Genomic DNA, 20791 nt, shown 5'->3' with positions numbered 1-20791 from the left:
TTCATTGCGTCGGGTCAAATTGCCGCATCGGCTTCTTGCGGCTGCCGCTGGAATGGCACCCCTTGGCGCAGCAGGGGCTTTCCTGGCTGCGCGCCGGTCCGCCGGGGATCGGCAGCTCGATGGTGCGCTGTGAATTGGCACCGGCACAGATCGGCACGACGAGCCCGGCCGATGCCGCCGCAGGCCCGGTGCTGAAGGCAGCCGGTCCCAGTGCAACCAGTGCAAAAATCGCGAATGCCTGGTTCACTGCGCCGGGCCCTCATCGTCGATGAGGATGCGGTTGGCCGAGCCTTCCATGTCATCGAACTGGCCGCGCTTCAGCGACCAGAAGAAGGCGAACAGCCCCATGCTGCCCATGACGAGCGCGAGCGGGATGAGGAGGGCAATCGAGTTCATCTTGCGGCCCTTACCAGCCTGAGGGAATTGGCCACGACGATGACCGAGCTGGTCGACATGGCGACAGCAGCCATCAACGGGGTGAGGTAGCCGCCCATGGCGAGCGGCACCGCGAGCACGTTGTAGCCGATGGCGAGGACGAAATTCTGGCGCACGACCGACATCGTGCGCCGCGCCGCCGCGATTGCCCGGGGAAGGGCAAGCAGCGAATCGCCGAGGAAAACCATGTCGCTTGCCTGCCTGCCGACATCGCTTGCCGAACCCGGTGCGATCGAGGCGTGCGCGGCAGCGAGCGCGGGGCCGTCGTTCAGTCCATCGCCGGCCATCAGCACCTTGTGCCCGCTCGCCTGAAGCCGCTCGATGGCTTGCTGCTTGCTGGCCGGGGTTGCGGCGCACTCGGCGGTCAGCCCCACTTCACGCGCGACGGTGGAAACGGCGGCGGCATTGTCGCCCGAGAGGATCGAGCTTTCGATACCCATGGCTTTCAGGCGGGCCAGCGCTTCCACCGCATCGGGGCGCAGCGCATCGGCGAAGGTGATTAGCCGCACCGGCTCGCCTTCGATATCCAGCGCCGTGGCCATCGAGGTGCTGGCATCGGGACGGCGCAGCGAAACGGCCTTGCCGTTTACCGTTGCGGACACGCCGAAGCCCGGCTTTTCGCTGGCGCCTTCAATCGGGGAGGCGACGACACCGGCCTTGGCCAGCGCTTCTGCAAGCGCGCGGCTGAGCGGGTGGGCGCTGTTCGATGCGAGGGCAAGGGCGATTCCCGCTGCCTGGGGCGACAGGGCGGCAAGGGCTCGTTCATCGGGCACGGGACGGCCGAGCGTGAGCGTTCCGGTCTTGTCGAGCAGGGCGCGGGTCACCTGGCTCATGCGTTCGAGCGCGGAGGCGTCCTTCACCATCACGCCCTTTTTCATCAGCGCGCCCGAGGCGACGACCTGGGCCACGGGAACGGCGAGGCCAATGGCGCAAGGACAGGTGATGATCAGGACGGAGATGGCAATGACCAGCGACTGGTGCCAGCCGGCACCAAGCGCCAGCCAGGCAAGTCCGCTGACGAGAGCAAGCGTGTGGACCGACGGGGCGTAAAGCTTCGATGCGCGATCGGCGATGCGGACATAGGCAGAGCGCGACTGGCCTGCCGCTTCCATCAGGCGCGCAATTTCCGCCAGCGCCGTGCCCTTGCCCGCGCGGCTGACCTTCACGTCCACCGGGGCATCGAGGTTCAGCGTTCCGGCCAGCACTTCCGCACCTTCGCTGGCGGGGATGGGGGCGCTTTCACCGGTGAGGAGCGACTTGTCGAAGCGGCTGGAGCCAGCGGATATGACGCCGTCCGCTGCGAGACGTTCACCGGCGGCCACGCGCATGACCATGCCGGGCACAAGATCGCGAGAGGGCAGCCATTCGACGGTGCCGGACCGGCCGACGACCATCGCACCGGGCGCAGCCTGGCGCAGCAGGGCATCGACGCCGGCGCGGGCGCGATCGCGCATCATGGCGTCGAGCGTGCGTCCGGCCAGAAGGAAGAACAGCAGCATCAGCACGCCATCGAACCAGGCATGGTGGCCGCTGGTGAAGGTTTCGTAGAGGCTGAGAGCCGTGGCAAGGGTGACGCCGATGGTGATCGGCACATCCATGTTGGTGCGCCAGTGCTTCACCGCGCCCCAGGCCGAACGGAAGAACGGCAGGCCGGAATAGGCGATCGCCGGAACCCCGATCAGCGCCGAAATCAGGTGGAACATGTCGCGCGTTGCGCCCTCGGCACCGTACCAGACGCCGACGGACAACTGCATCACGTTCATCGCGCCGAAGGCGGCGACAGCAAGGGGGGCGAACAGCGCACGCGCGGCGGACGGCGGCGGCGCCATGTCTTCCTCGCGCGGCTGGCTGGCGAAGCCGGTTGCGGCAAGGGCGGAAACCAGCCGAGGGGTATCGACCGTCTGGTCGTGGCTTACGCGTACCTGCCGCGCCGTGAGGTTTACCCGCGCCGAGGCGACGCCCTCGATCGCACCAAGCGAGCCCTCGACCTTGGCCATGCAGCCGGCACAATGCATGCCGGGCACGACAAGCACCGTCTCCGTCAGCGTGTCGGGGGCAAGGTCGCGGGCAGGGGCGTTCATCGCACGTCCTGCTCGGTGCGGAAGCGCTGGCCCTGCGCGGTCACTTCAAGCCGCACGCGCCAGCGCCCGGCGGCGAGCTTTTCGCGGCTGGTGTAGCTTCCATCGGCTGCGCGTTCGAAGGTGAAGTCCTGCGATTGTTCCAGGCCAAGCGGATGGCGGGCATGGGCGGTGAGTGTGACCTCTGCGGCGGACACGCCCTCAAGCGTGATGGCCAGGCGGTTGTCGGGCAGGCGGCTGGCGCGGGCCTTCCAGCCCAGCGCCTTTTCCTTTTCTGCTTCGTCCAGCCAGGTGTTGAACTTCTGGCTGGCGACATAGGAGTTATCGACCACCGTGCCGCCAAAGCTCTTCATCGCGAGCCGAGCCATGGTGAAGTTGACCACGATGATGACGCCGAAGAAGGCGATCAGGATCGCTGCCATGTGGTAGCCTGTGAAAGGCCGGGGGCTGGCCTTGCTCATGTTCATTCTCCAGGTGTGCTGAAGTGGGTTTCAGACCGGTCGCCGCCGCCATCGGCATCCTGCGCGGCGAGCTGGAAGGCAAAGTCCTGCCCGGCGGTGCCAGTCGGCACCATCACGTAGGCGCGCACCGGCAGGGTGGTATCGGCCGGAACGGTCATCGTCAGTTCGCGGGCTGCCTGCTCGCGCGGCATGGAATCGGTCCACATCACCGCGCCGGGCAGTCCTTCGATCGAGACCTTCATCGGGCGGGGGCGGTTTTCCATGTTCTTGAGCTTGAGCGTCCAGGCATTGCGGATCTCGCCCTTGCTGAGAACCATGTAGGGCGGGTTGCGATCCTTCTGTATGGCGAGGTCGATATGCTTGCGGGTGCCGAGCATGAACAGCAGGCCCAGGCCCAGCGCGCTCCAGATCGCGAGATAGACCAGCGTGCGCGGGTGCCAGATCAGCTTCCAGTGCGCAGTTGGCGGGGCGCCCTTTTTCTCGGATTCGGCATCCTCGAGCGTGGCATAGTCGATCAGGCCGCGGGGGCGGCCGATCTCGGCCATGACGCGATCGCAGGCATCGATGCACAGGGCGCAGGTGATGCAGCCGATTTGCGGTCCTTCGCGGATGTCGATGCCGGTCGGGCAGACGGCCACGCACTGGCGGCAATCGATGCAATCGCCAACCGCGCCGGGGTTCTTTTCGGCCTTCTTGATCGACCCGCGCGGTTCGCCGCGCCAGTCCTTGTACGTGACGATCAGGCTCTTTTCATCGAGCATGGCCGACTGGATGCGCGGCCAGGGGCACATGTAGACGCACACCTGTTCGCGCATGAAGCCGCCGAACCAGAAGGTGGTGGCGGTCAGGACGGTGACGGTGGAATAGGCGATGGACGCCGCTTCACCGGTCCAGAACTCCCCCCACAGTGTGGGAGCGTCGGCGAAATAGAGGATCCATGCGCCGCCGGTGGAGAAGGCGATCAGCAGGTAGATTGCCCACTTGAAGGTGCGCCGCGCGATCTTGGCGGGGCCCCAGGGGGCGGCATCGAGCCGCAGCTGTGCGTTGCGATCGCCATCCAGCCAGCGGTCAAGATGCTGGTAAAGGTCGGTCCAGACCGTCTGCGGGCAGGCATAGCCGCACCATGCACGGCCGACGGCGCTGGTCACCAGGAACAGGCCGATGCCCGCCATGATCAGCAGCCCGGCCACGAGGTAGAACTCCTGCGGCCAGATTTCGATCGAGAACATGTAGAACCGGCGGTGCGCCAGATCGATCAGCACCGCCTGGTCCGGGGCATAGGGGCCCCTGTCCCAGCGCAGCCAGGGGGTGATGTAGTAGACCGCGAGGCACGCGATCATCACCGCCCATTTCAGACGGCGGAACTTGCCGTCGACCTTGCTGGGACAGACTGCCTTGCGTTTTTCGTAGAGCCCTTGGGGGACTTGGGCCGGATTACGCATGATACCTTACCTTGTTTGCCCCTGGGGAGCGCCGGCAGCCGCAGCGGCAGCCGGTTGGGCAGGGGCGGGGGCGGGGGCGAACTTCTCGCCGCCTCCGAGCGAGTGGACATAAGCAGCCAGCATCTTGATCGTTACCGGATCAAGCCGCTTGCCCCAAGCCGGCATCGCACCTGCATGGGCGACATTGATGCTGGCGACCACGTCGGACTTCTTGCCGCCGTAAAGCCAGATCGCATCGCTCAGGTTCGGTGCGCCGAACTGGCGCAGGCCCTTGCCGTCGGCACCGTGGCAGGTGGCGCAGTTGGCGGCGAACAGGGCCGCACCGCTGCCGGTCGCCCCGGCCTTGCCCGAAAGCGAAAGCACGTGGTTGGCAACGTCGCTGACCTGCGCGGAAGTCAGGATGCCGTCCTTGCCGAAGTTCGGCATCAGGCTCATCCGCGTGGCGCTGTCGTCCGGCGAACGGATGCCGTGGATCAGGGTGGTTTCGATGGCCTTCAGGTCACCGCCCCACAGCCAGTCGTCGTCGTTGAGGTTCGGGTAGCCCTTGCTGCCGGCGCCCAGCGCACCATGGCACTGCACGCAGTTGACACGGAAGGCCGCCTTGCCGCCCGCGACGGCTGCCGCCATCAGTTCAGGCTTGGACTGCAGTTCCTCAATCGGCACGTTGGCCAGTTCGGCGCGGACCTTGGCGTGGATCGCGTCGCCTGCCGTCTTCTCGGCGGCGAGCTGCCCGCGGCTGGTCCAGCCCCACAGGCCCTCGGTGCCCTTCGACAGCAGGGGAATGGCCGGATAGACCACCACATAGGCAATCGAGAACAGGATCGAGGCGTAGAAGGTCAGCACCCACCAGCGCGGCAGCGGGGTGTTGAGCTCTTCGATGCCATCCCATTCGTGACCGACAGTTGCCGTGCCGGTGGCTTCATCGATGCGCTGTTCAGCCATTGTCGTCTTCCTTGAAGATGCTCATCGCGGCGTCGTGGTTGCGTTGGCTCGCGCCGGGACGGAAGGGCCACAGCGCGAAGACCGTGAAGGTCACCACCATGGCGAGCAAGCCCCAGCTGTCTGCCAGCTGGCGCAGGGTTTCATATGTCGAGTGCGGAGAGATCACCGGCCCTTCTCCTTGGCGAGATCTTCCTGGGCGGAGACCGCGTTGACGTCGACCATGGTGCCGAGCACCTGGAGGTAGGCGATCAGCGCGTCCATTTCGGTGAGACGCGAGGGGTCGCCGTCGAAGTCACGGACCTGTACCTTGGGGTAGCGCTTGGCGACATCGCCCGCATTCAGCGGGTCGGCCTGGCCGACAAGATCCTCGTTCGCCTTGGCGATCTGGTCCTTGGTATAGGGCACGCCGACATTGCTGAGTGCAGTCAGATCGGCCGACATGTCACCCGCCTTCAGGTCGCGCTTGGCGAGGAAGGCGTAGGGCGGCATGATCGATTCCGGCACCACCGAGCGCGGGTCCTTGAGGTGATCGACGTGCCACTGGTCGGAATAGCGACCGCCGACACGCGCCAGATCGGGACCGGTGCGCTTGGAGCCCCACTGGAACGGATGATCGTACATCGATTCCGCGGCGAGGCTGTAGTGGCCATAGCGTTCGACCTCGTCACGGAACGGACGGATCATCTGGCTGTGGCAGACGTAGCACCCTTCGCGCACGTAGATATCGCGCCCGGCCTGTTCCAGCGGGGTGTAGGGACGGACGCCCTCCACCTTTTCGATCGTGTTATCGATCCAGAACAGCGGGGCGATTTCCACGATGCCGCCGACGGTCACTGCCAGGAAGGCGCATACGCCAAGCAGTGTGATGTTGCGCTCCAGCTTCTTGTGGCCGGAGAAGACGTCCTTTGCGTTTGCAGACATGGTTCGTTTTTCCCTTAGGCGGCGGCTGCAGGCAGCGGGTGGTCACGGCTGGCATCGAACTTGGCATCGTCCATCGGGGCTTCGACGCGAAGCTTGCCGGCGATCGTCTGCCAGACGTTGATGACCATGATCACGGCACCGGCGAGGTAGAGCAGGCCACCGAATGCACGCAGCAGGAACATCGGGTGGAGGGCGGCAACCGTTTCGGCGAAGGAGTTCACCAGGTAGCCGTCGACCCCGTATTCACGCCACATCAGACCCTGGGTGATACCTGCAACCCACATCGAGGCGGCGTAGAACACGATGCCCACGGTGGAGAGCCAGAAGTGCCAGTTGACCATGCGCAGCGAGTAAAGCCGCTCGCGGTTCCACAGGCGCGGGACGAGGTAGTAGAGCGTGGCGAAGGTGACCATGCCGTTCCAGCCGAGCGCACCGGAGTGCACGTGGCCGATCGTCCAGTCGGTGTAGTGCGACAGCGCATTAACCGAGCGGATCGACATCATCGGGCCTTCGAAGGTGCTCATGCCGTAGAAGGCAAGGCTCATCACGAACATGCGGATGATCGGGTCGGTGCGGATCTTGTCCCAGGCGCCATTCAGCGTCATCAGGCCGTTGATCATGCCGCCCCAGCTGGGCATCCACAGCATGATCGAGAAGACCATGCCCAGCGTCTGCGCCCAGTCGGGCAGAGCCGTGTAGAGCAGGTGGTGCGGACCAGCCCAGATGTAGAGGAAGATCAGCGCCCAGAAGTGGATGATCGAAAGCCGGTAGGAATAGACCGGACGTTCGGCCTGCTTGGGCACGAAGTAGTACATCATGGCCAGGAAGCCGGCGGTCAGGAAGAAGCCCACGGCGTTATGGCCGTACCACCACTGCACCAGCGCGCCCTGCACGCCCGACCACAGCGGATAGCTTTTCGAGCCGACGATGCTGACCGGCAGGTTCACGTTGTTCACCAGGTGCAGCATGGCAACCGTGATGATGAACGACAGGTAGAACCAGTTGGCCACGTAGATGTGCGGTTCCGCGCGGCGCGCCAGAGTGCCGACGAAGACCACCAGGTAAGCCACCCAGACGATCGTCAGCCAGAGGTCGACGTACCATTCGGGCTCGGCATATTCCTTGCCCTGGGTGATGCCCAGAAGGTAGCCAGTCGCGGCCAGCACGATGAACAGCTGGTAGCCCCAGAAAACGAAACGGGCGAGGCCGGGGAAGGCCAACCTCGCCCGGCAAGTGCGCTGGACCACGTAGAATGACGTGGCGATCAGCGCGTTGCCTCCGAAAGCGAAGATCACGGCCGAGGTATGCAACGGCCTCAGGCGCCCGAACGTCGTCCATTCGAGGTCGAGGTTGAGGACCGGGAAGGCCAGTTGCAGCGCGATGAAGAGCCCGGCGGCAAAGCCCGCCATGCCCCAGAACACCGTGGCGATAACCCCCCAGCGAATGACGTCGTCATAATATTTGCCGCGATCTTCCGCAGCGGGCGGATTGCCGGAGTAGTCTCCGCTCCGCAGGGCGACGACAAGACCGATCAGCGCGGCGAGCGATGCGATGCCCATATGGACGGCAAAGCCCCAGTCCGCGGCAGCGGCAGTTGCGACGATAGCAAGAAACAGCACGACCAGCCAAATGCCGGCGCGCGAAAGTACGCGTTCCATGAGCCTTCCCTCATAGTGTCTGAACGCCGCAGAAAGCCTGAACCCAGCCCTTCCAACGGCATTACCGCCCCTGCGCCTGCCTTCGGCGGGGCTCATTGACCCGGATCAAATTGCTAGCGCGAGTGAGAATATTTCGCAGTCCGCCGCGATTTTGCGCTCGATCAAGAAAAGACCTGATCCCGGTCAATGCCTTGGCTGTCGAAGCGGCCGAATGACGCCCCCGACGCCGCGCAAATCCCGCATGGGGCGGGAGGGCGGCGAACAATGAGGGAAACCATGAAGAAGATCGCGATCACCGCCGCCCTGCTTGCGGCTGCAGCCGTCAGCGCCCCGGCCCAGGCCGGCGATGCCCAGGGCAAGTGGCAGGTCAAGATCCTGGCGACCGGCGTGCTGCCCGATGCCAAGATCGACACCGGCGCTCCGGTAATCAACGCGGGTGTGCTCAACGCCACCAACGACACACAGGCGAACGACAATGTCGTGCCGACGCTCGCCGTCGAATATTTCGCCACCCCGAACTTCTCGATCGAGACGATCTGCTGCTTCACCCAGCATCACGTTTCGGTCACCGGCACGCCGTCGCTGTCGAACGCGATGGATCACGTCCTGATCCTGCCCGCCACGGTGACCCTGAAGGCCCACCTGCCGGCCGGCGCGTTCAAGCCCTATGTCGGCGCTGGCGTGACCAACTTCTTCATCTTCGGCGAAAAGCCGGGTTCCAGCCTGCCTGCAACCGTGACCAGCGCCAAGCTCGACAACACCTTCGGCTTCGTGCTGCAGGGCGGCGTGGACATCGCGGTCAACGACAGCGGCATGGGCATCAGCCTTGACGCCAAGAAGTACTTCGTCCGTCCGCGCTCGCACTTCTATGCTGGTGCTACCGAAGTGCTCAGCGCCAAGCACAAGCTTGACCCGTGGGTTCTCAGCGGCGGTGTAACCTTCCGCTTCTGATCCGGTGTTCGGGCCGGGCAGGGGGACATTCCCGGCTCGTACAGGAGGGCGCGTATCGCGGAAGCGATGCGCGCCCTTCGCTTGTTTTGCGCCCGGTCAAAGCAACCATTGCGCGGCAACCGTCATGATCGCGGAAAATCACGCATCAGGAGGGTGCCATGAACGAGATCACCAAATTCATCGACCGGTCTGCCGATGTCCTGCCCGCCGAACGGCACGGCGTGGAAGCCTATATCAGCCCCGAATATGCGCGGGCCGAGCAGGACAAGCTGTGGCGCAAGTGCTGGCTTCAGGCGGGCCGGCTGGAAGATATTCCCGAAGTTGGCAACTTCATCACCTATGACATCCTCACCGACTCGGTCCTGATCGTCCGTGCCAAGGAAGGTGAGGGGCCGGGCGCGATCAAGGCCTTCGCCAATGTCTGCACGCATCGTGGCCGCCGTCTGGTCGATACACCCAAGGGACAGCGCAATGCCCATGGCAAGCGCGCCAACTTTGTCTGCGGCTTCCACGCCTGGACTTTCGACGTAACCGGCGAAAACGCGGGCGTCTGTTCCTACATCCAGCAGAAGGAGGAATGGGGCGGGGCGCTGAACGATGCCAATACGCGCCTGGGTGAATTCAAGGTGGATACCTGGGGGGGCTGGGTCTGGATCAACCTCGATCCCCAGGCCGAGCCACTGCGCGATTACCTTGAGCCTGCCGCGACCATGCTCGACCCTTTCCAGCTTCAGAACATGCGCCCGCGCTGGCGCTACTGGACGGTGTTCGACTGCAACTGGAAGGTGGCGCTCGAAGCCTTCAACGAGACTTACCACGTCGCCGGCACCCACCCCGAATTCATGGCTTTCGGCGATTTCACCGGCTGGGGTCGCCAGCAGGGCAAGCACAGCCACATCGGCTATGACGTGCCCAAGGATGCCGATCCGACGCTTGGCGAGAACAAGGGCAAGCTGCGGCTGGGAACCGGCGATCCGCGTGTGGCTACCGCCGAGCTCCAGAAGTTCACCTGGGAAGGCGTGAACACCAACACCACCCAGACCCTCTACGAAGTCGCGCAGACGCTGCCCGATGCCCTGCCTGAAGGCACTCCGCCCGAAGAGGTGCTCAAGTACTGGCTGGAAACCGCCCGCCGTATCGACGCCGAGCGTGGTGTCGTCTGGCCGGCGGTCGATTCCTCGCACACCGGCGCGAGCGGCACGTCCTGGCAGATTTTCCCGAACCAGCAGATCGGCCACGCGGTCAACAACATGCTCTGCTACCAGGCCCGCCCTTACGGTTTCGATCCGGACAAGTGCTATTTCGAGGTCGCCGTTTATGAACTCTACCCCGAGGGCGGTGCACCCGAAACGCAGTGGGGCTATCTTGAGCCCGTCCAGTTCCCGCACGTCTTGCAGCAGGATTTCTCGAACATGGCGGCTGTGCAGCAAGGCATGAAGAACGTCGCTTTCCGCGGCAATATCCCCAATCCGAAGAACGAAGGCGCAGTCACCAGCCTGCACCGCAACCTGGCGCGCTACATGGGCACCGGAGCACCCGAACCACTCAAATGAGCGGTCTTTGGGACAGCTTGAAGGGGGCGCCGGTCAACCGGCGCCCCTTTTGATTCACGTCAAGGATGGGCGGGCTGCGACTCGCTAGCCATAATCAACAGAACTGTTGATTAGCGTTCAAACGCCGGAGGATGCCATGTCGATCTACAATCCCACCGTCTGCCCCGAAGTCACGCCTGAACAGAAGGCGGCGATCCATGCCAAGTACCTGGTCGAGCGCGATCGTCGCATCAAGAAGGACCACAACGACCAGTACATTCCGGCCAGCGGCAAGTGGAAGGACATCTACGAGGTCGATCCCTATACGCCCGTCGCCCCGCGTGACCCGATCACCGGCGAAACGGACTGCGTAATCCTGGGCGCGGGCTATTGCGGCATGATGGTGGCTCACCAGCTCAAGAAGGCGGGCATCACCAACTTCTACAACGTCGACCACGGCGGCAATTTCGGCGGCACCTGGTACTGGAACCGCTACCCCGGCATCCAGTGCGACAATGACAGCCTGGTCTACATGCCGCTGCTCGAAGAAACCAACTACATGCCGTCGAAGAAGTTCGCCGATGGCTATGAAATCTACGATCACTGCCAGATCATCGCCGATACCTTCGGCCTGCGCGAACACGGACTGTTCCACACGCTGATCGAATCGCTGAAGTGGGACCCCGAAATCAACCGCTGGCATGTCGGCACCAACCGCGGGGACAACATCAAGGCCCGCTTCGTGGTGCTGGCCATGGGGCCGCTCAACAAGCCCAAGCTGCCAGGCATCCCCGGCATCGACCAGTTCAAGGGCAAGATCTTCCACACCGCCCGCTGGGACTATGACTACACCGGCGGCGAATGGCGCAATCCGGCGCTGACCAAGCTGGCCGACAAGAAGGTGGCGATCATCGGCACCGGCGCCACGGCCGTGCAGGTTGTCCCCTATCTCGCCAAGTACGCCAAGCAGACCTACGTCATCCAGCGCACCCCCTCGACCATCGACGAGCGCAACAACCGCCCGATCGATCCCGACTGGTACAACAGCCAGGAACCCGGCTGGCAGGAAAAGCGCATCCGCAACTTCCACGAAGCGGCCATGGAATACCTGCGTCCGGGCGATCCCGACCTTGTCGAGGACATCTGGACCGAAATCAGCAAGAATGTGAACGCTGAACTGGAAGCCGAAGGCTGGCCGGAAATCTCCATGGAGGAATTCCAGGCCCGCCGCGAGATGATGGACTATCGCGTGATGGAGCGCCTGCGCGCCCGCTGCGACATCGTCAAGGATCCGGCCACAGCCGAAGCACTCAAGCCCTATTACCGTTACCTGTGCAAGCGTCCTGCCTCGAACGACGATTTCTACCCCTGCTTCAACCAGGACAACGTCAAGCTGATCGACGTTGCCGAGACGCAGGGGCTGGAACGGTTGACCGAGAATGGCTTCGTCCACGACGGCGTGGAATACGAGATTGACTGCCTGATCCTGGCATCGGGCTATGAAGTCACCAACGATCTCGATCGCCGCTGGGGCATCAAGACCATCGAGGGCGAAGGCGGCCTTTCGATCTACGATTACTGGCGCGACGGTTTCCAGACGTTCCAGGGCATGACCGCGCACAACTTCCCCAACATGTTCTTCACCGGCTTCACCCAGGCCAGCCCGAACGCCAGCAATTCCAAGACCTTCATCGATCAGGGCTTCCACATCGGCTACATCGCCAGCGAAGCGCTGCGTCGCGGTGCGGTGCGCATCGAGCCGGATGCCCAGGCGCAGGAAGACTACATCCGCACCCTGCGTTCGATCGCGGTCGATACCTCGGAGTTCACAAACGAATGTACGCCCTCGTACTTCAACAACGAAGGCGACCAGCAGAAGAAGCGCGGCATCTTCGGCGAGCCCTGGGGCCACGGCTATTACGCCTTCTCCGACATGCTTGATGCCTGGCGTCAGGCCGGCAAGCTGGAAGGGCTCAACCTCACCTTCGAACAGGTCGCGGAGCCGGCGGAATAAGCCGGCCCCCAGGAGAGGAGATCTTTCATGAACAAGCCCGAAAAGATTGTCGCCGAGGACCTGTCGGATGCCGTGACCTATCCGGTCGAGGCCTTCATCAGCCGCGAATATGCCGAGGCAGAGCCTGACAAGCTGTGGTCAAAGGTGTGGCAGCAGGCAGGCCGCGTGGAGGAACTGAAGCAGGTGGGTGACTTCATCACCTACAATATCTGCCACGATTCCATCCTCATCGTGCGCGACACGCCGACGACGCTCAAGGCGTTCCACAACGTCTGCCCGCACCGTGGCCGCCGGCTCGTCGGCAATAACACCGGCGGTGGGCCAAAGACCGTGGCTCAGGACAAGGGCGCGCACTCGGCTCGCGGCAGTCAGATGAAGTTCGGCTGCAATTACCACGCCTGGACCTTCAACCTTGACGGCGATGCCACCTACATCCCCGACAAGGAGGACTGGCAGGGCGCGCTGGACAATGTCTGCACCAGCCTGACGCCGGTCCAGGTCGATACCTGGGGCGGCTGGATCTGGATCAACATGGATCTTGAGGCAGGCCCGCTGCGCGAATGGCTGGAGCCGATCGCATCGCTGATCGACCCCTTCGAGTTCGACAAGATGCGCTATCGCTTCCGCTACTGGGGGCTGTTCGATTGCAACTGGAAGGTTGCGCTCGAAGCGTTCCTTGAGCCCTACCACGTGCAGGGCACGCACCCGCAGCTGATCAAGTACGGCGATTTCTACTCGTTCTCCAAGGCCTTCGGCTTCCACGGGCAGACCGGTTTCGATTCGAAGGCTCACCGCGATGCGGGATCGGCAGTCGAAACCTCGGTCCACCGCGCAGCAGGCGATGGCGATCCCCGCACGACGATCGCGCAGATGCAGGCGGAGTACTGGGAGACCATCGGCGCCTCTACCTCCGAAACGCTGGTCAAGACTGCCCAGCGCCTGCCCGAGGAGCTGCCCGAAGGCACGCCGCCGGCAGAAGTGCACAAGTACTGGATGAAGATCGCCAAGGAAGCCGATGCGGCGCGCGGCGTGGAATGGCCGGACCTGACCGATGCCCAGATTGCCGCGGCAGGCCTGGCGCTCTCGATCTTCCCGAACGTGAACTTTATCCCGGGCCCGACCTTCAGCCTTGCCTATCGCGTGCGCCCCTGGGGCACCGATCCGGACAAGTGCATCTTCGAGGCTGTTGCGCTCGACCGCTTCGGGGAAGGCGAGGAGCCGGAGACCGAATGGACCTTCGTTGAGCAGGATCTCGACAAGTGGCCCTATGTCATTGCGCAGGACATCTCGAACATGGTGGAGATGCAGCGCGGCTACAAGTCACGCGGGTTCAAGGGCAACCTGCCGAACCCCTGGCAGGAGCGCAAGGTGACGAACCTGCATCGCGGCCTTGCCCACTACATGGGAACCGGCGGGCTGACCCGCATCGACTGACCGTGCCTGCCAATCGCCGGAGCGTTGCCGTGATTTGCGAAAGATCAAGGTGACATCCGGCGGCAGGCATCAGTCTGCACCGCAAGTGGGGCATCGCGCCCTGGTTGGAGAACAAGATGACTGTCCTCGAGACAACCCGCCTCAAATACGAGGAAATCAAGCCGAACATCGGCGCACGCGTGCTCAATTCCAAGGAAGAGCTGCTCTCGGGCGAGCTTTCGGCCGATATTCGCGAGCTGATCGAGCGCAAGGGCGTGCTGGTGTTCAAGCAGGTCCATTTCACCAATGAGGAACAGGTCGCCTTCACGCGCACGCTGGGCACTTTCATGCCCGAAGGCGAGGGTGAGGACGTGTTCAACATCTCGCTCGATCCGAAGCTCAATGCCAACAAGGATTACCTGAAGGGTTCGCTGTTCTGGCATGCCGACGGCACCATGAACCCGCTGCCGATCGGATACGCGATCCTGTCCAGCCGGGTCCTGCCGACCTGGGGCGGCAACACCGAATTCTGCAACACCTATGCCGCCTACGATGCGTTGGACGAGGAAACCAAGGCGAAGATCGCCAAGCTCAAGGTGATGCACGCCGCGTGGAATTCGGTGTTCTATTACGAACCCGAACCTTCGCAGGCCTATCTCGAAGCGATGATGCGCATCGGCAATATCGAACTGCCGGTGGTCTGGACGCACAAGTCGGGGCGCAAGAGCCTCGTGCTGGGCTGCACCGCGCACCACGTGGTGGACATGGACTGGGTGGAAAGCGCCCGCCTGCTCAACGGTCTTCGCGAATGGGCGACCTCGGAACCGTTCCACTATGCCCACGAATGGGAAGTCGGCGATGCCGTGATGTGGGACAACACCGGCACCATGCACCGCGCACGCCCCTATGACCCGGACTGCGGCCGCCTGCTGGTGCGCACCAAGACCGGCGGCGAAGAACCGATCGTCTGAAAACACGACTGGAGAGGACAAGGAAATGGCTGATTTCGATGCAACCGAAGCCCTCAAGGCGGTCGGTAACCCGTTCAAGGTGACGGATCCGGAAAAGATCCCGTCCAAGCGCTTTTACGACGAGGAGTACTTCCGGCTCGAAAGCGAAGCGGTCTGGGATCACTGCTGGCAGATGGCCACGCGGCTGGAGAACATTCCCAACCCGGGCGACTGGGTGGAATACACGATCCTGGGCAAGTCGGTTCTGGTGGTGAACACCAAGAACGGCGTGAAAGCCTACAACAACCACTGCCGCCACCGCGGCGTGCCGGTTGCAGGCGGCAAGGGCAATGAACATGGCAACTGCGCCAAGACCGGCTTCATCTGCCCGTTCCATGGCTGGCGCTGGAACATGGATGGCCAGTGCACCTTCGTTTACGGCAAGCACCTGTTCAACCAGGACCTGCTCGACAACGAGGAACTGAAGCTGATCCCCGTCCGTTGCGAAACGCTGGGCGGCGAGGTCTACATCAACTTCGACAACAACGCTCCTTCGCTGCGTGACTGGATGGGGCCGATCGCCGATGCGCTTGACGCCCGCAACATGGCCGACCTGCGCGCCGAGTGGTGGTACGGCACCGTGCTGCCGTCGAACTGGAAGATTGCCATGGAGGCCTTCCAGGAAGGCTACCACGTCATGAAGACGCACCCGCAGCTGCAGCACGCGACGCCGGTGCTCTACAATGCGCGCTATGGCAACGAGACCGGCGGGCTTGGGCCGGCCATCGATCCCGGCCTTACGACCCGCCAGCACATCGACCAGCACTTCCGCCAGATGGAACTGCTGAGCGAAGGCATGGCCGGCCTGATCCACGCCAAGGAAGTCGAGATCGCCCGCACCCTGGTCGATGCCGATCTGCCCGAAGATCCGGCGGTGGGCGTGCCGATGTGGTTCGGGATGGTGCAGGACGCGATCAGCAAGCAGCTGAAGGAAAAGGGCGAGAACGTGCCCGATCTCAACGCGGTGTGCCAGCAGTACCCGGTGGAGGCGCTGCAGTTCCTGTTCCCCAACCACTTCCTGCTGATCTACTTCACCGGCATGACCAGCTACCGCGTGCGGCCGCTGACGGCGGAAACCTGCCTGTTCGAAATCTGGTCACTGACCCACATGGCGCCGGGCACCGAAACGCCGGCGCCGATGGATCCGATCATCCTGCCCTACGACAGCAAGGATTTTCCGCAGATCCCGCAGCAGGACTACTCGAACATTCCGATCCAGCAGCGCGGCATGCACTCGCCCGGCTTCGAGTTCATGCGCCTTTCGAAAGACCGCGAGGGCCTGATCAGCAACAATCATCGCACCATCGATGCGCTGATCGAAGGCAAACCGCTGGATCAGGTGGCCAAGGCCGTTCATAAGCTTGCTTACAATTTCGATGGCGCGATCATCGATGATCTTGGATTTTGAGGAGCCGAAAGATGGAAATGAATGACATGGTGGTGATTTCCACCGACGACCATATCTGCGAACCGCCCAACCTGTTCGACAACCAGCTCTCCGGCGAGCTGCTGGCCACCGCGCCGAAGCTCAAGACCGATCCGCGTGGCAAGAACTACTGGGAATACCAGGGCCAGCTCAAGGGCTCGATCGGGCTTAACGCCGTGGTCGGCCGTCCCTTCGAGGAATACGGCATGGAGCCGACCGCGCTCGAGCAGCTGCGCGATGGCTGCTATGACGTGCATGCCCGCATCGACGACATGGACGTGAACGGCATTGCCGCCTCGATGTGCTTCGGCAACTCGATCGCATTCGACGGCGCGACCTTCCACAAGGCGGCGGACAAGAAGCTCGCCCTGCGGCACATGCAGGCCTACAACGACTGGCACTACGAGGAATGGTGCGGCGCCTATCCGGGCCGTTTCATCCCCATCGGCGTGCTGCCGACCTGGGACCAGCAGGCGACGATCGACGAGATCAACCGCCTCGGAAAGAAGGGCTTCCGCGTTCTGCAGATGAACGAGAACCCCACCGTCCAGGGCCTGCCCAGCATTCACAACGATTACTGGAACCCGATCTACAAGGCGATTGTCGATAACGACATGACCATCGCCCTGCACATCGGTTCGGGCAATCCGGCGCCGCACGCTTCGATGGAAACCCCGATCGAGGCCTGGATCAGCACCATGCCGCTGTCGGTTTCGCAGGGCGTGTCGGACTGGCTGCAGCTCGATGAACTGTTCCAGTATCCCGACATGCGCATCATCGTTTCGGAAGGCTCGATCGGCTGGGTGCCCTACCTGATGGAGCGCGCGGACTTTTCCAACTGGCGCCATGGCGTGTGGACCAAGTCGCGCTTCCAGGCGAACAACATCAAGCCCTCCGAACTGCTCAAGCGCCACTTCTGCCATTGCTTCCTGTGGGATCCCTATGGCCTGAAGAATCTGGGCGAAGTGGGTGAGGACAACGTGACTTACGAAGTCGATTATCCGCATTCGGACGCTGTCTGGCCCGATGCCGCCGAAATGCTCTGGCAGCAGATCAAGGGCACTACCCTGACCGACGAGCAGATCGACAAGATCACTCACCGCAACGCGATGAACTGGCTGCGCTTCGATCCGTTCGAGCACAACCGTCGCGAAGACCTCACCGTGGGTGCATGCCGCGCCCGTGCCAAGGCCAAGGGTGTCGACGTGACGCCGAAGGCTTCTGGCGGCGCGGTGCCGCTTACCGAGGACCGTCCGGTCACCTCGGGCGACATCATGGGCATGTTTGCCGAACATGCCGAACGTCGCGCCAAGGAAAAGGAAACGGCCTGATCCAATTCGGCCCTGCCTTCGGGCGGGGCCGAACCAATGTTTCGCCTAATCGCAGATGCGATTGCGAGGCTTTGATTGCTCTGGTATTTGCAGGGGGCAATGTCCTCCTGCGAATCCTGTTTGGTGCGCAATCGCGCAATTTGCTCGGCTCTCAGCCAGACTGAAGTGAATGCGCTGAATACCATCGGCCGCCACCGACATCTCGAACCGGGCCAATCACTTATCTGGGAAGATGAGGATTCGATCCTGGTCGCCAATGTGGTCGAAGGCGTCCTGAAGCTCAGCACCGGCACCGAAGACGGACGCGAACAGATCGTCGGAGTCGTCTATCCTTCTGACTTCATCGGGCGCCCCTTTGGCGGCAAGACCGGCCATTCCGTTACCGCGCTGACCGAATCGAAAGTCTGTGTTTTCGGTCGTCGCGATTTTGACGAATTCGCGCGCAATCACCCGGCGCTGGAACACAAGCTGCTTGAGCGTACGCTGGGCGAACTGGAGCGCACCCGCCGCTGGATGCTGCTGCTTGGCCGCAAGTCGGCCAGCGAAAAGATCGCGACGTTCCTGCTCGACATGTCCGAGCGCCTTGTCGATCCGACCTGCCAGAGCGCGGACGATGGCGCGCTTAGCCGCTTCGAACTGCCGTTCTCGCGCCAGCAGGTGGCCGACGTTCTGGGCCTGACCATCGAGACGGTCAGCCGCCAGCTTACCCGCCTCAAGTCCGAAGGCGTGATCGACCTGCCTTCGCGTCGCGAAATCGTTATCCGCGACCGAGCGGAGCTCTCGGCCCAGGCGGGATAACGCCGCCGTCAGGCCTGTTCGTTTTCCGACTGTTCCGGCAAACCCTGCCAAGGACGCTTTCGCCGCTTGCTAACCTGGGTTAGGGCGCGGACGTGAGCGAGCAGTATCTCCCGCAAGCGCAACGCACCATGGTCACGGTTTCGATCATGGCGGCGGCGATCATGAACCAGGTGGATACGACCATCGCCAATGTCGCCCTGCCGCACATGCAGGGCACGACCTCCGCCTCGCGCGAGCAGATCAGCTGGGTTCTCACCAGTTACATCATTGCCATGGCCATCACCACGCCGCTTTGCGGCTGGCTGGCGGAGCGGTTCGGGCGGCGGAACGTTCTGCTGGTGTCTATTGCCGGCTTCACGCTCGTTTCCGGGCTGTGCGGCATGTCGACAAACCTTGAACAGCTCGTCGGCTTTCGCCTGCTGCAGGGCATGTTCGGCGCATCGCTGATCCCCATTGCGCAGGTGATCCTGATGACGCTGAACCCGCCGGAGGAGCGGGGCCGATCAATGGCGATTTTCGGGCTGGGCTTCATCATGGGCCCCCTGATCGGCCCGCTGCTGGGCGGCTGGCTGACCGAAAACTATTCTTGGCACTGGGTTTTCCTGATCAACCTGCCGGTTGGCGTGCTCGCCTTCCTTGGAACCTGGACCTACCTGCCCGAGAAGCTGGACGAGGACGCCCGGCCGTTCGACCTGTTCGGTTTCGGGCTGCTGGCACTTGGGATCGGGGCGATGCAGCTGGTTTTCGATCGCGGCCATGCGGTTGACTGGTTCGAATCGACCGAGATCTGGATCGAGGCTTCGATCAGTGCGCTGGCCCTGTTCCTGTTCGGGGTGCACTGCGCCACCACGCGGCACCCTTTCGTGCGCTTCGAAATATTCCGCGACCGCAACTTCGCTGTCAGTTCGGCGCTGGGCCTGGTGGTGGGCGTGCTGATGTTCGGCACCATGTCGTTGCTGCCCCCCATGCTTGCGGGCCTGTTCGGGCAGCCGATCATGGACGTGGGCGTGGCCATGGCGCCGCGAGGAATCGGCACCTTCTTTGCGACCCTGATCGTCGGCGGGCTGATCGGCAAGACCGATGTCCGCCTGCTGGCGCTGGTCGGGCTGGGCGGCAGCGCGATTTCGTCACTGATGCTGTCGACCATGTCGCTGCAGTCGGACATGACCGTGGTAATGGTCACCGGCTTCCTCAACGGCTTTGCCATGAGCTTCCTGTTCGTGCCGCTCTCGACCACATCGTTCGCCACGATCCCGCCCGAATACATGAACGAGGCTTCGGCGGTTTCGACGCTGATCCGCTATATCGGCTCGGCAGCCGGCATTTCCGCGGTGCAGGTGCTGACCAGCCATAACGAGGCGGTGGTGCAATCGCGGCTGACCGAAGGCCTGCGGCCCGACAACCCGATTATCTGCTGGGCCAGGCCGGGCATGGATATCGGAGCTGTTGAGGGCGCGGGCAGCGCCACCGGAGAGGCCGTGCGGCAGGCGCTGATGGTCGCCTATATCGATACCTTCTGGATGCTGTTCCTGATGTGCGTCATCGCGATGCCGCTGGTCCTGCTGCTGAAGAAACCGCCGCAACACGACATGGGCGGCCAGAGCGAACTCCGGCCGCTCCACGCGGACTAGGTCTGAAGCTATCTTACTTGCGCTTCTTCTCGGGCGCGACGGTGATCCGCACCGTTTTGCCCGAGCGACCGGGGAAGTCGGTGAACATAGCTTCGACCAGGTTCGGCACGAGATAGCCCAGGCGATTCGAAGTCGATACGGCTTCCGCCTTGCCTTCGAACAGGCGGCGGCCATCGGCGCGGTTATCGATCTTCAGTTCGATGCCGCTGGTATAGACGGTGTAGCTTTCGACACCGCCATCAAAGAACGGATCGTACCAGCCATAACCCCAGGCGCCATAGGGCCGCAGGCGATAGGGGCGGCCCCAATAGCCGGCGCCGCCATAACCGTACCACGGGCTCCAGAAGGGATCGGCACCGAAGCTGTTGGAGCGCAGGCGTTCGCGCCCCTTGTCCACGCCATAGTCGAAGCGGACCAGCAGGTTCGCCTGTTCGGGCGAGGAGGGGACATAGCCGAGCGCCGCCATGCGTGCCTGCACCAGGCTGGCGTACTGCGAGAATTCAAGGCCGCCGGCGAGAGCCGGATCGTCTGCTACCACGGCGAAGGTCTGCCCGGCAGGTGCCGGCAGCTGGGCCTGGAACCGCTTTACATTGGCGTTGAAGCCACTGGTGCAGGCCGCAAGCGCCAAAAGGAGCGGGGCGGCGGCAAGGAGACGGAGTTTCGTGCGACGCGTGTTCATCGGTATTCCCCAAGACCATGCGGGGAAACGCCAATTGCGCCCATTCCGGCCGCGCGCAACGCATCCCCG

The 20791-nt window shown here is 63.2% G+C and carries 19 protein-coding genes; 9 read left to right on the top strand and 10 right to left on the bottom strand.

Features of this window, described 5'->3' with window-relative positions; translation table 11 throughout:
* Position 1: 1 nt before the first annotated feature.
* The 9 genes from C0V78_RS13970 to ccoN are packed head-to-tail and all read right to left on the bottom strand — an operon-like array spanning position 2 to position 7937.
* Positions 2 to 247, bottom strand: coding sequence for a hypothetical protein (locus C0V78_RS13970; RefSeq protein WP_101798529.1), 246 nt, complete (start codon positions 245 to 247; stop codon positions 2 to 4).
* Positions 244 to 396, bottom strand: coding sequence for a cbb3-type cytochrome oxidase assembly protein CcoS (gene ccoS, locus C0V78_RS13965; RefSeq protein WP_101798528.1), 153 nt, complete (start codon positions 394 to 396; stop codon positions 244 to 246). Before ccoS ends, C0V78_RS13970 begins: the two co-directional genes overlap by 4 nt.
* Complete coding sequence (locus tag C0V78_RS13960) at positions 393 to 2516, bottom strand: heavy metal translocating P-type ATPase (RefSeq protein WP_101798527.1); 2124 nt, start codon at positions 2514 to 2516, stop codon at positions 393 to 395. The genes ccoS and C0V78_RS13960 overlap by 4 nt, the downstream gene beginning before the upstream one ends.
* Positions 2513 to 2974 carry a FixH family protein gene (locus tag C0V78_RS13955; RefSeq protein ID WP_173843454.1) on the bottom strand — a complete coding sequence of 154 codons (462 nt, stop codon included), beginning with the start codon at positions 2972 to 2974 and terminating at the stop codon, positions 2513 to 2515. Before C0V78_RS13955 ends, C0V78_RS13960 begins: the two co-directional genes overlap by 4 nt.
* Positions 2975 to 2976: 2 nt before the next feature.
* Positions 2977 to 4416, bottom strand: coding sequence for a cytochrome c oxidase accessory protein CcoG (ccoG, locus tag C0V78_RS13950; RefSeq protein ID WP_101798525.1), 1440 nt, complete (start codon positions 4414 to 4416; stop codon positions 2977 to 2979).
* A gap of 6 nt (positions 4417 to 4422) precedes the next feature.
* Entirely contained in the window at positions 4423 to 5358 is a 936-nt protein-coding gene (gene ccoP / locus C0V78_RS13945; RefSeq protein ID WP_101798524.1) for a cytochrome-c oxidase, cbb3-type subunit III, read from the bottom strand.
* Positions 5351 to 5524: a cbb3-type cytochrome c oxidase subunit 3 gene (locus tag C0V78_RS13940; RefSeq protein WP_371514448.1), complete on the bottom strand. Its 174-nt coding sequence runs from the start codon at positions 5522 to 5524 to the stop codon at positions 5351 to 5353. The genes ccoP and C0V78_RS13940 overlap by 8 nt, the downstream gene beginning before the upstream one ends.
* Entirely contained in the window at positions 5521 to 6279 is a 759-nt protein-coding gene (ccoO, locus tag C0V78_RS13935; protein ID WP_101798523.1) for a cytochrome-c oxidase, cbb3-type subunit II, read from the bottom strand. Before ccoO ends, C0V78_RS13940 begins: the two co-directional genes overlap by 4 nt.
* Positions 6280 to 6293: 14 nt before the next feature.
* The gene (gene ccoN, locus C0V78_RS13930) at positions 6294 to 7937 is read right to left on the bottom strand and encodes a cytochrome-c oxidase, cbb3-type subunit I (protein WP_101798522.1); all 1644 of its coding nucleotides are present in this window, start codon (positions 7935 to 7937) and stop codon (positions 6294 to 6296) included.
* A 276-nt stretch (positions 7938 to 8213) separates the two neighbouring features.
* On the opposite strand from ccoN, the gene C0V78_RS13925 reads away from it, so the two are divergent.
* The 9 genes from C0V78_RS13925 to C0V78_RS13885 all read left to right on the top strand — a co-directional run bounded on the left by C0V78_RS13925 (position 8214) and on the right by C0V78_RS13885 (position 20043).
* Positions 8214 to 8888 carry an OmpW family protein gene (locus C0V78_RS13925; protein WP_101798659.1) on the top strand — a complete coding sequence of 225 codons (675 nt, stop codon included), beginning with the start codon at positions 8214 to 8216 and terminating at the stop codon, positions 8886 to 8888.
* 158 nt (positions 8889 to 9046) lie between these two features.
* Complete coding sequence (locus C0V78_RS13920; protein ID WP_101798521.1) at positions 9047 to 10441, top strand: SRPBCC family protein; 1395 nt, start codon at positions 9047 to 9049, stop codon at positions 10439 to 10441.
* A gap of 136 nt (positions 10442 to 10577) precedes the next feature.
* Positions 10578 to 12434 carry an NAD(P)/FAD-dependent oxidoreductase gene (locus tag C0V78_RS13915; protein ID WP_101798520.1) on the top strand — a complete coding sequence of 619 codons (1857 nt, stop codon included), beginning with the start codon at positions 10578 to 10580 and terminating at the stop codon, positions 12432 to 12434.
* 27 nt (positions 12435 to 12461) lie between these two features.
* Positions 12462 to 13868 (top strand): SRPBCC family protein, encoded by a 1407-nt coding sequence (locus tag C0V78_RS13910; protein ID WP_101798519.1) that lies wholly within the window; start codon positions 12462 to 12464, stop codon positions 13866 to 13868.
* A gap of 116 nt (positions 13869 to 13984) precedes the next feature.
* Entirely contained in the window at positions 13985 to 14818 is an 834-nt protein-coding gene (locus C0V78_RS13905; RefSeq protein WP_101798658.1) for a TauD/TfdA family dioxygenase, read from the top strand.
* A 25-nt stretch (positions 14819 to 14843) separates the two neighbouring features.
* Positions 14844 to 16265 (top strand): SRPBCC family protein, encoded by a 1422-nt coding sequence (locus tag C0V78_RS13900; RefSeq protein WP_101798518.1) that lies wholly within the window; start codon positions 14844 to 14846, stop codon positions 16263 to 16265.
* 11 nt (positions 16266 to 16276) lie between these two features.
* Positions 16277 to 17614 (top strand): amidohydrolase family protein, encoded by a 1338-nt coding sequence (locus C0V78_RS13895; protein ID WP_101798517.1) that lies wholly within the window; start codon positions 16277 to 16279, stop codon positions 17612 to 17614.
* Positions 17615 to 17713: 99 nt separating this feature from the next.
* Positions 17714 to 18412, top strand: a complete 699-nt coding sequence (locus C0V78_RS13890; RefSeq protein ID WP_101798516.1) for a Crp/Fnr family transcriptional regulator — start codon at positions 17714 to 17716, stop codon at positions 18410 to 18412.
* Between the two features lie 92 nt (positions 18413 to 18504).
* Positions 18505 to 20043 (top strand): DHA2 family efflux MFS transporter permease subunit, encoded by a 1539-nt coding sequence (locus tag C0V78_RS13885; protein WP_254049955.1) that lies wholly within the window; start codon positions 18505 to 18507, stop codon positions 20041 to 20043.
* A 13-nt stretch (positions 20044 to 20056) separates the two neighbouring features.
* Here C0V78_RS13885 and C0V78_RS13880 read toward each other — a convergent pair whose 3' ends face one another.
* Positions 20057 to 20722: a DUF4136 domain-containing protein gene (locus C0V78_RS13880; protein ID WP_101798514.1), complete on the bottom strand. Its 666-nt coding sequence runs from the start codon at positions 20720 to 20722 to the stop codon at positions 20057 to 20059.
* Between the last annotated feature and the right edge of the window lie 69 nt (positions 20723 to 20791).

The organism is Novosphingobium sp. TH158, from assembly GCF_002855555.1.
Classification (GTDB): Bacteria; Pseudomonadota; Alphaproteobacteria; order Sphingomonadales; family Sphingomonadaceae; genus Novosphingobium.
This window is presented reverse-complemented; position numbering and strand designations above follow the sequence as displayed.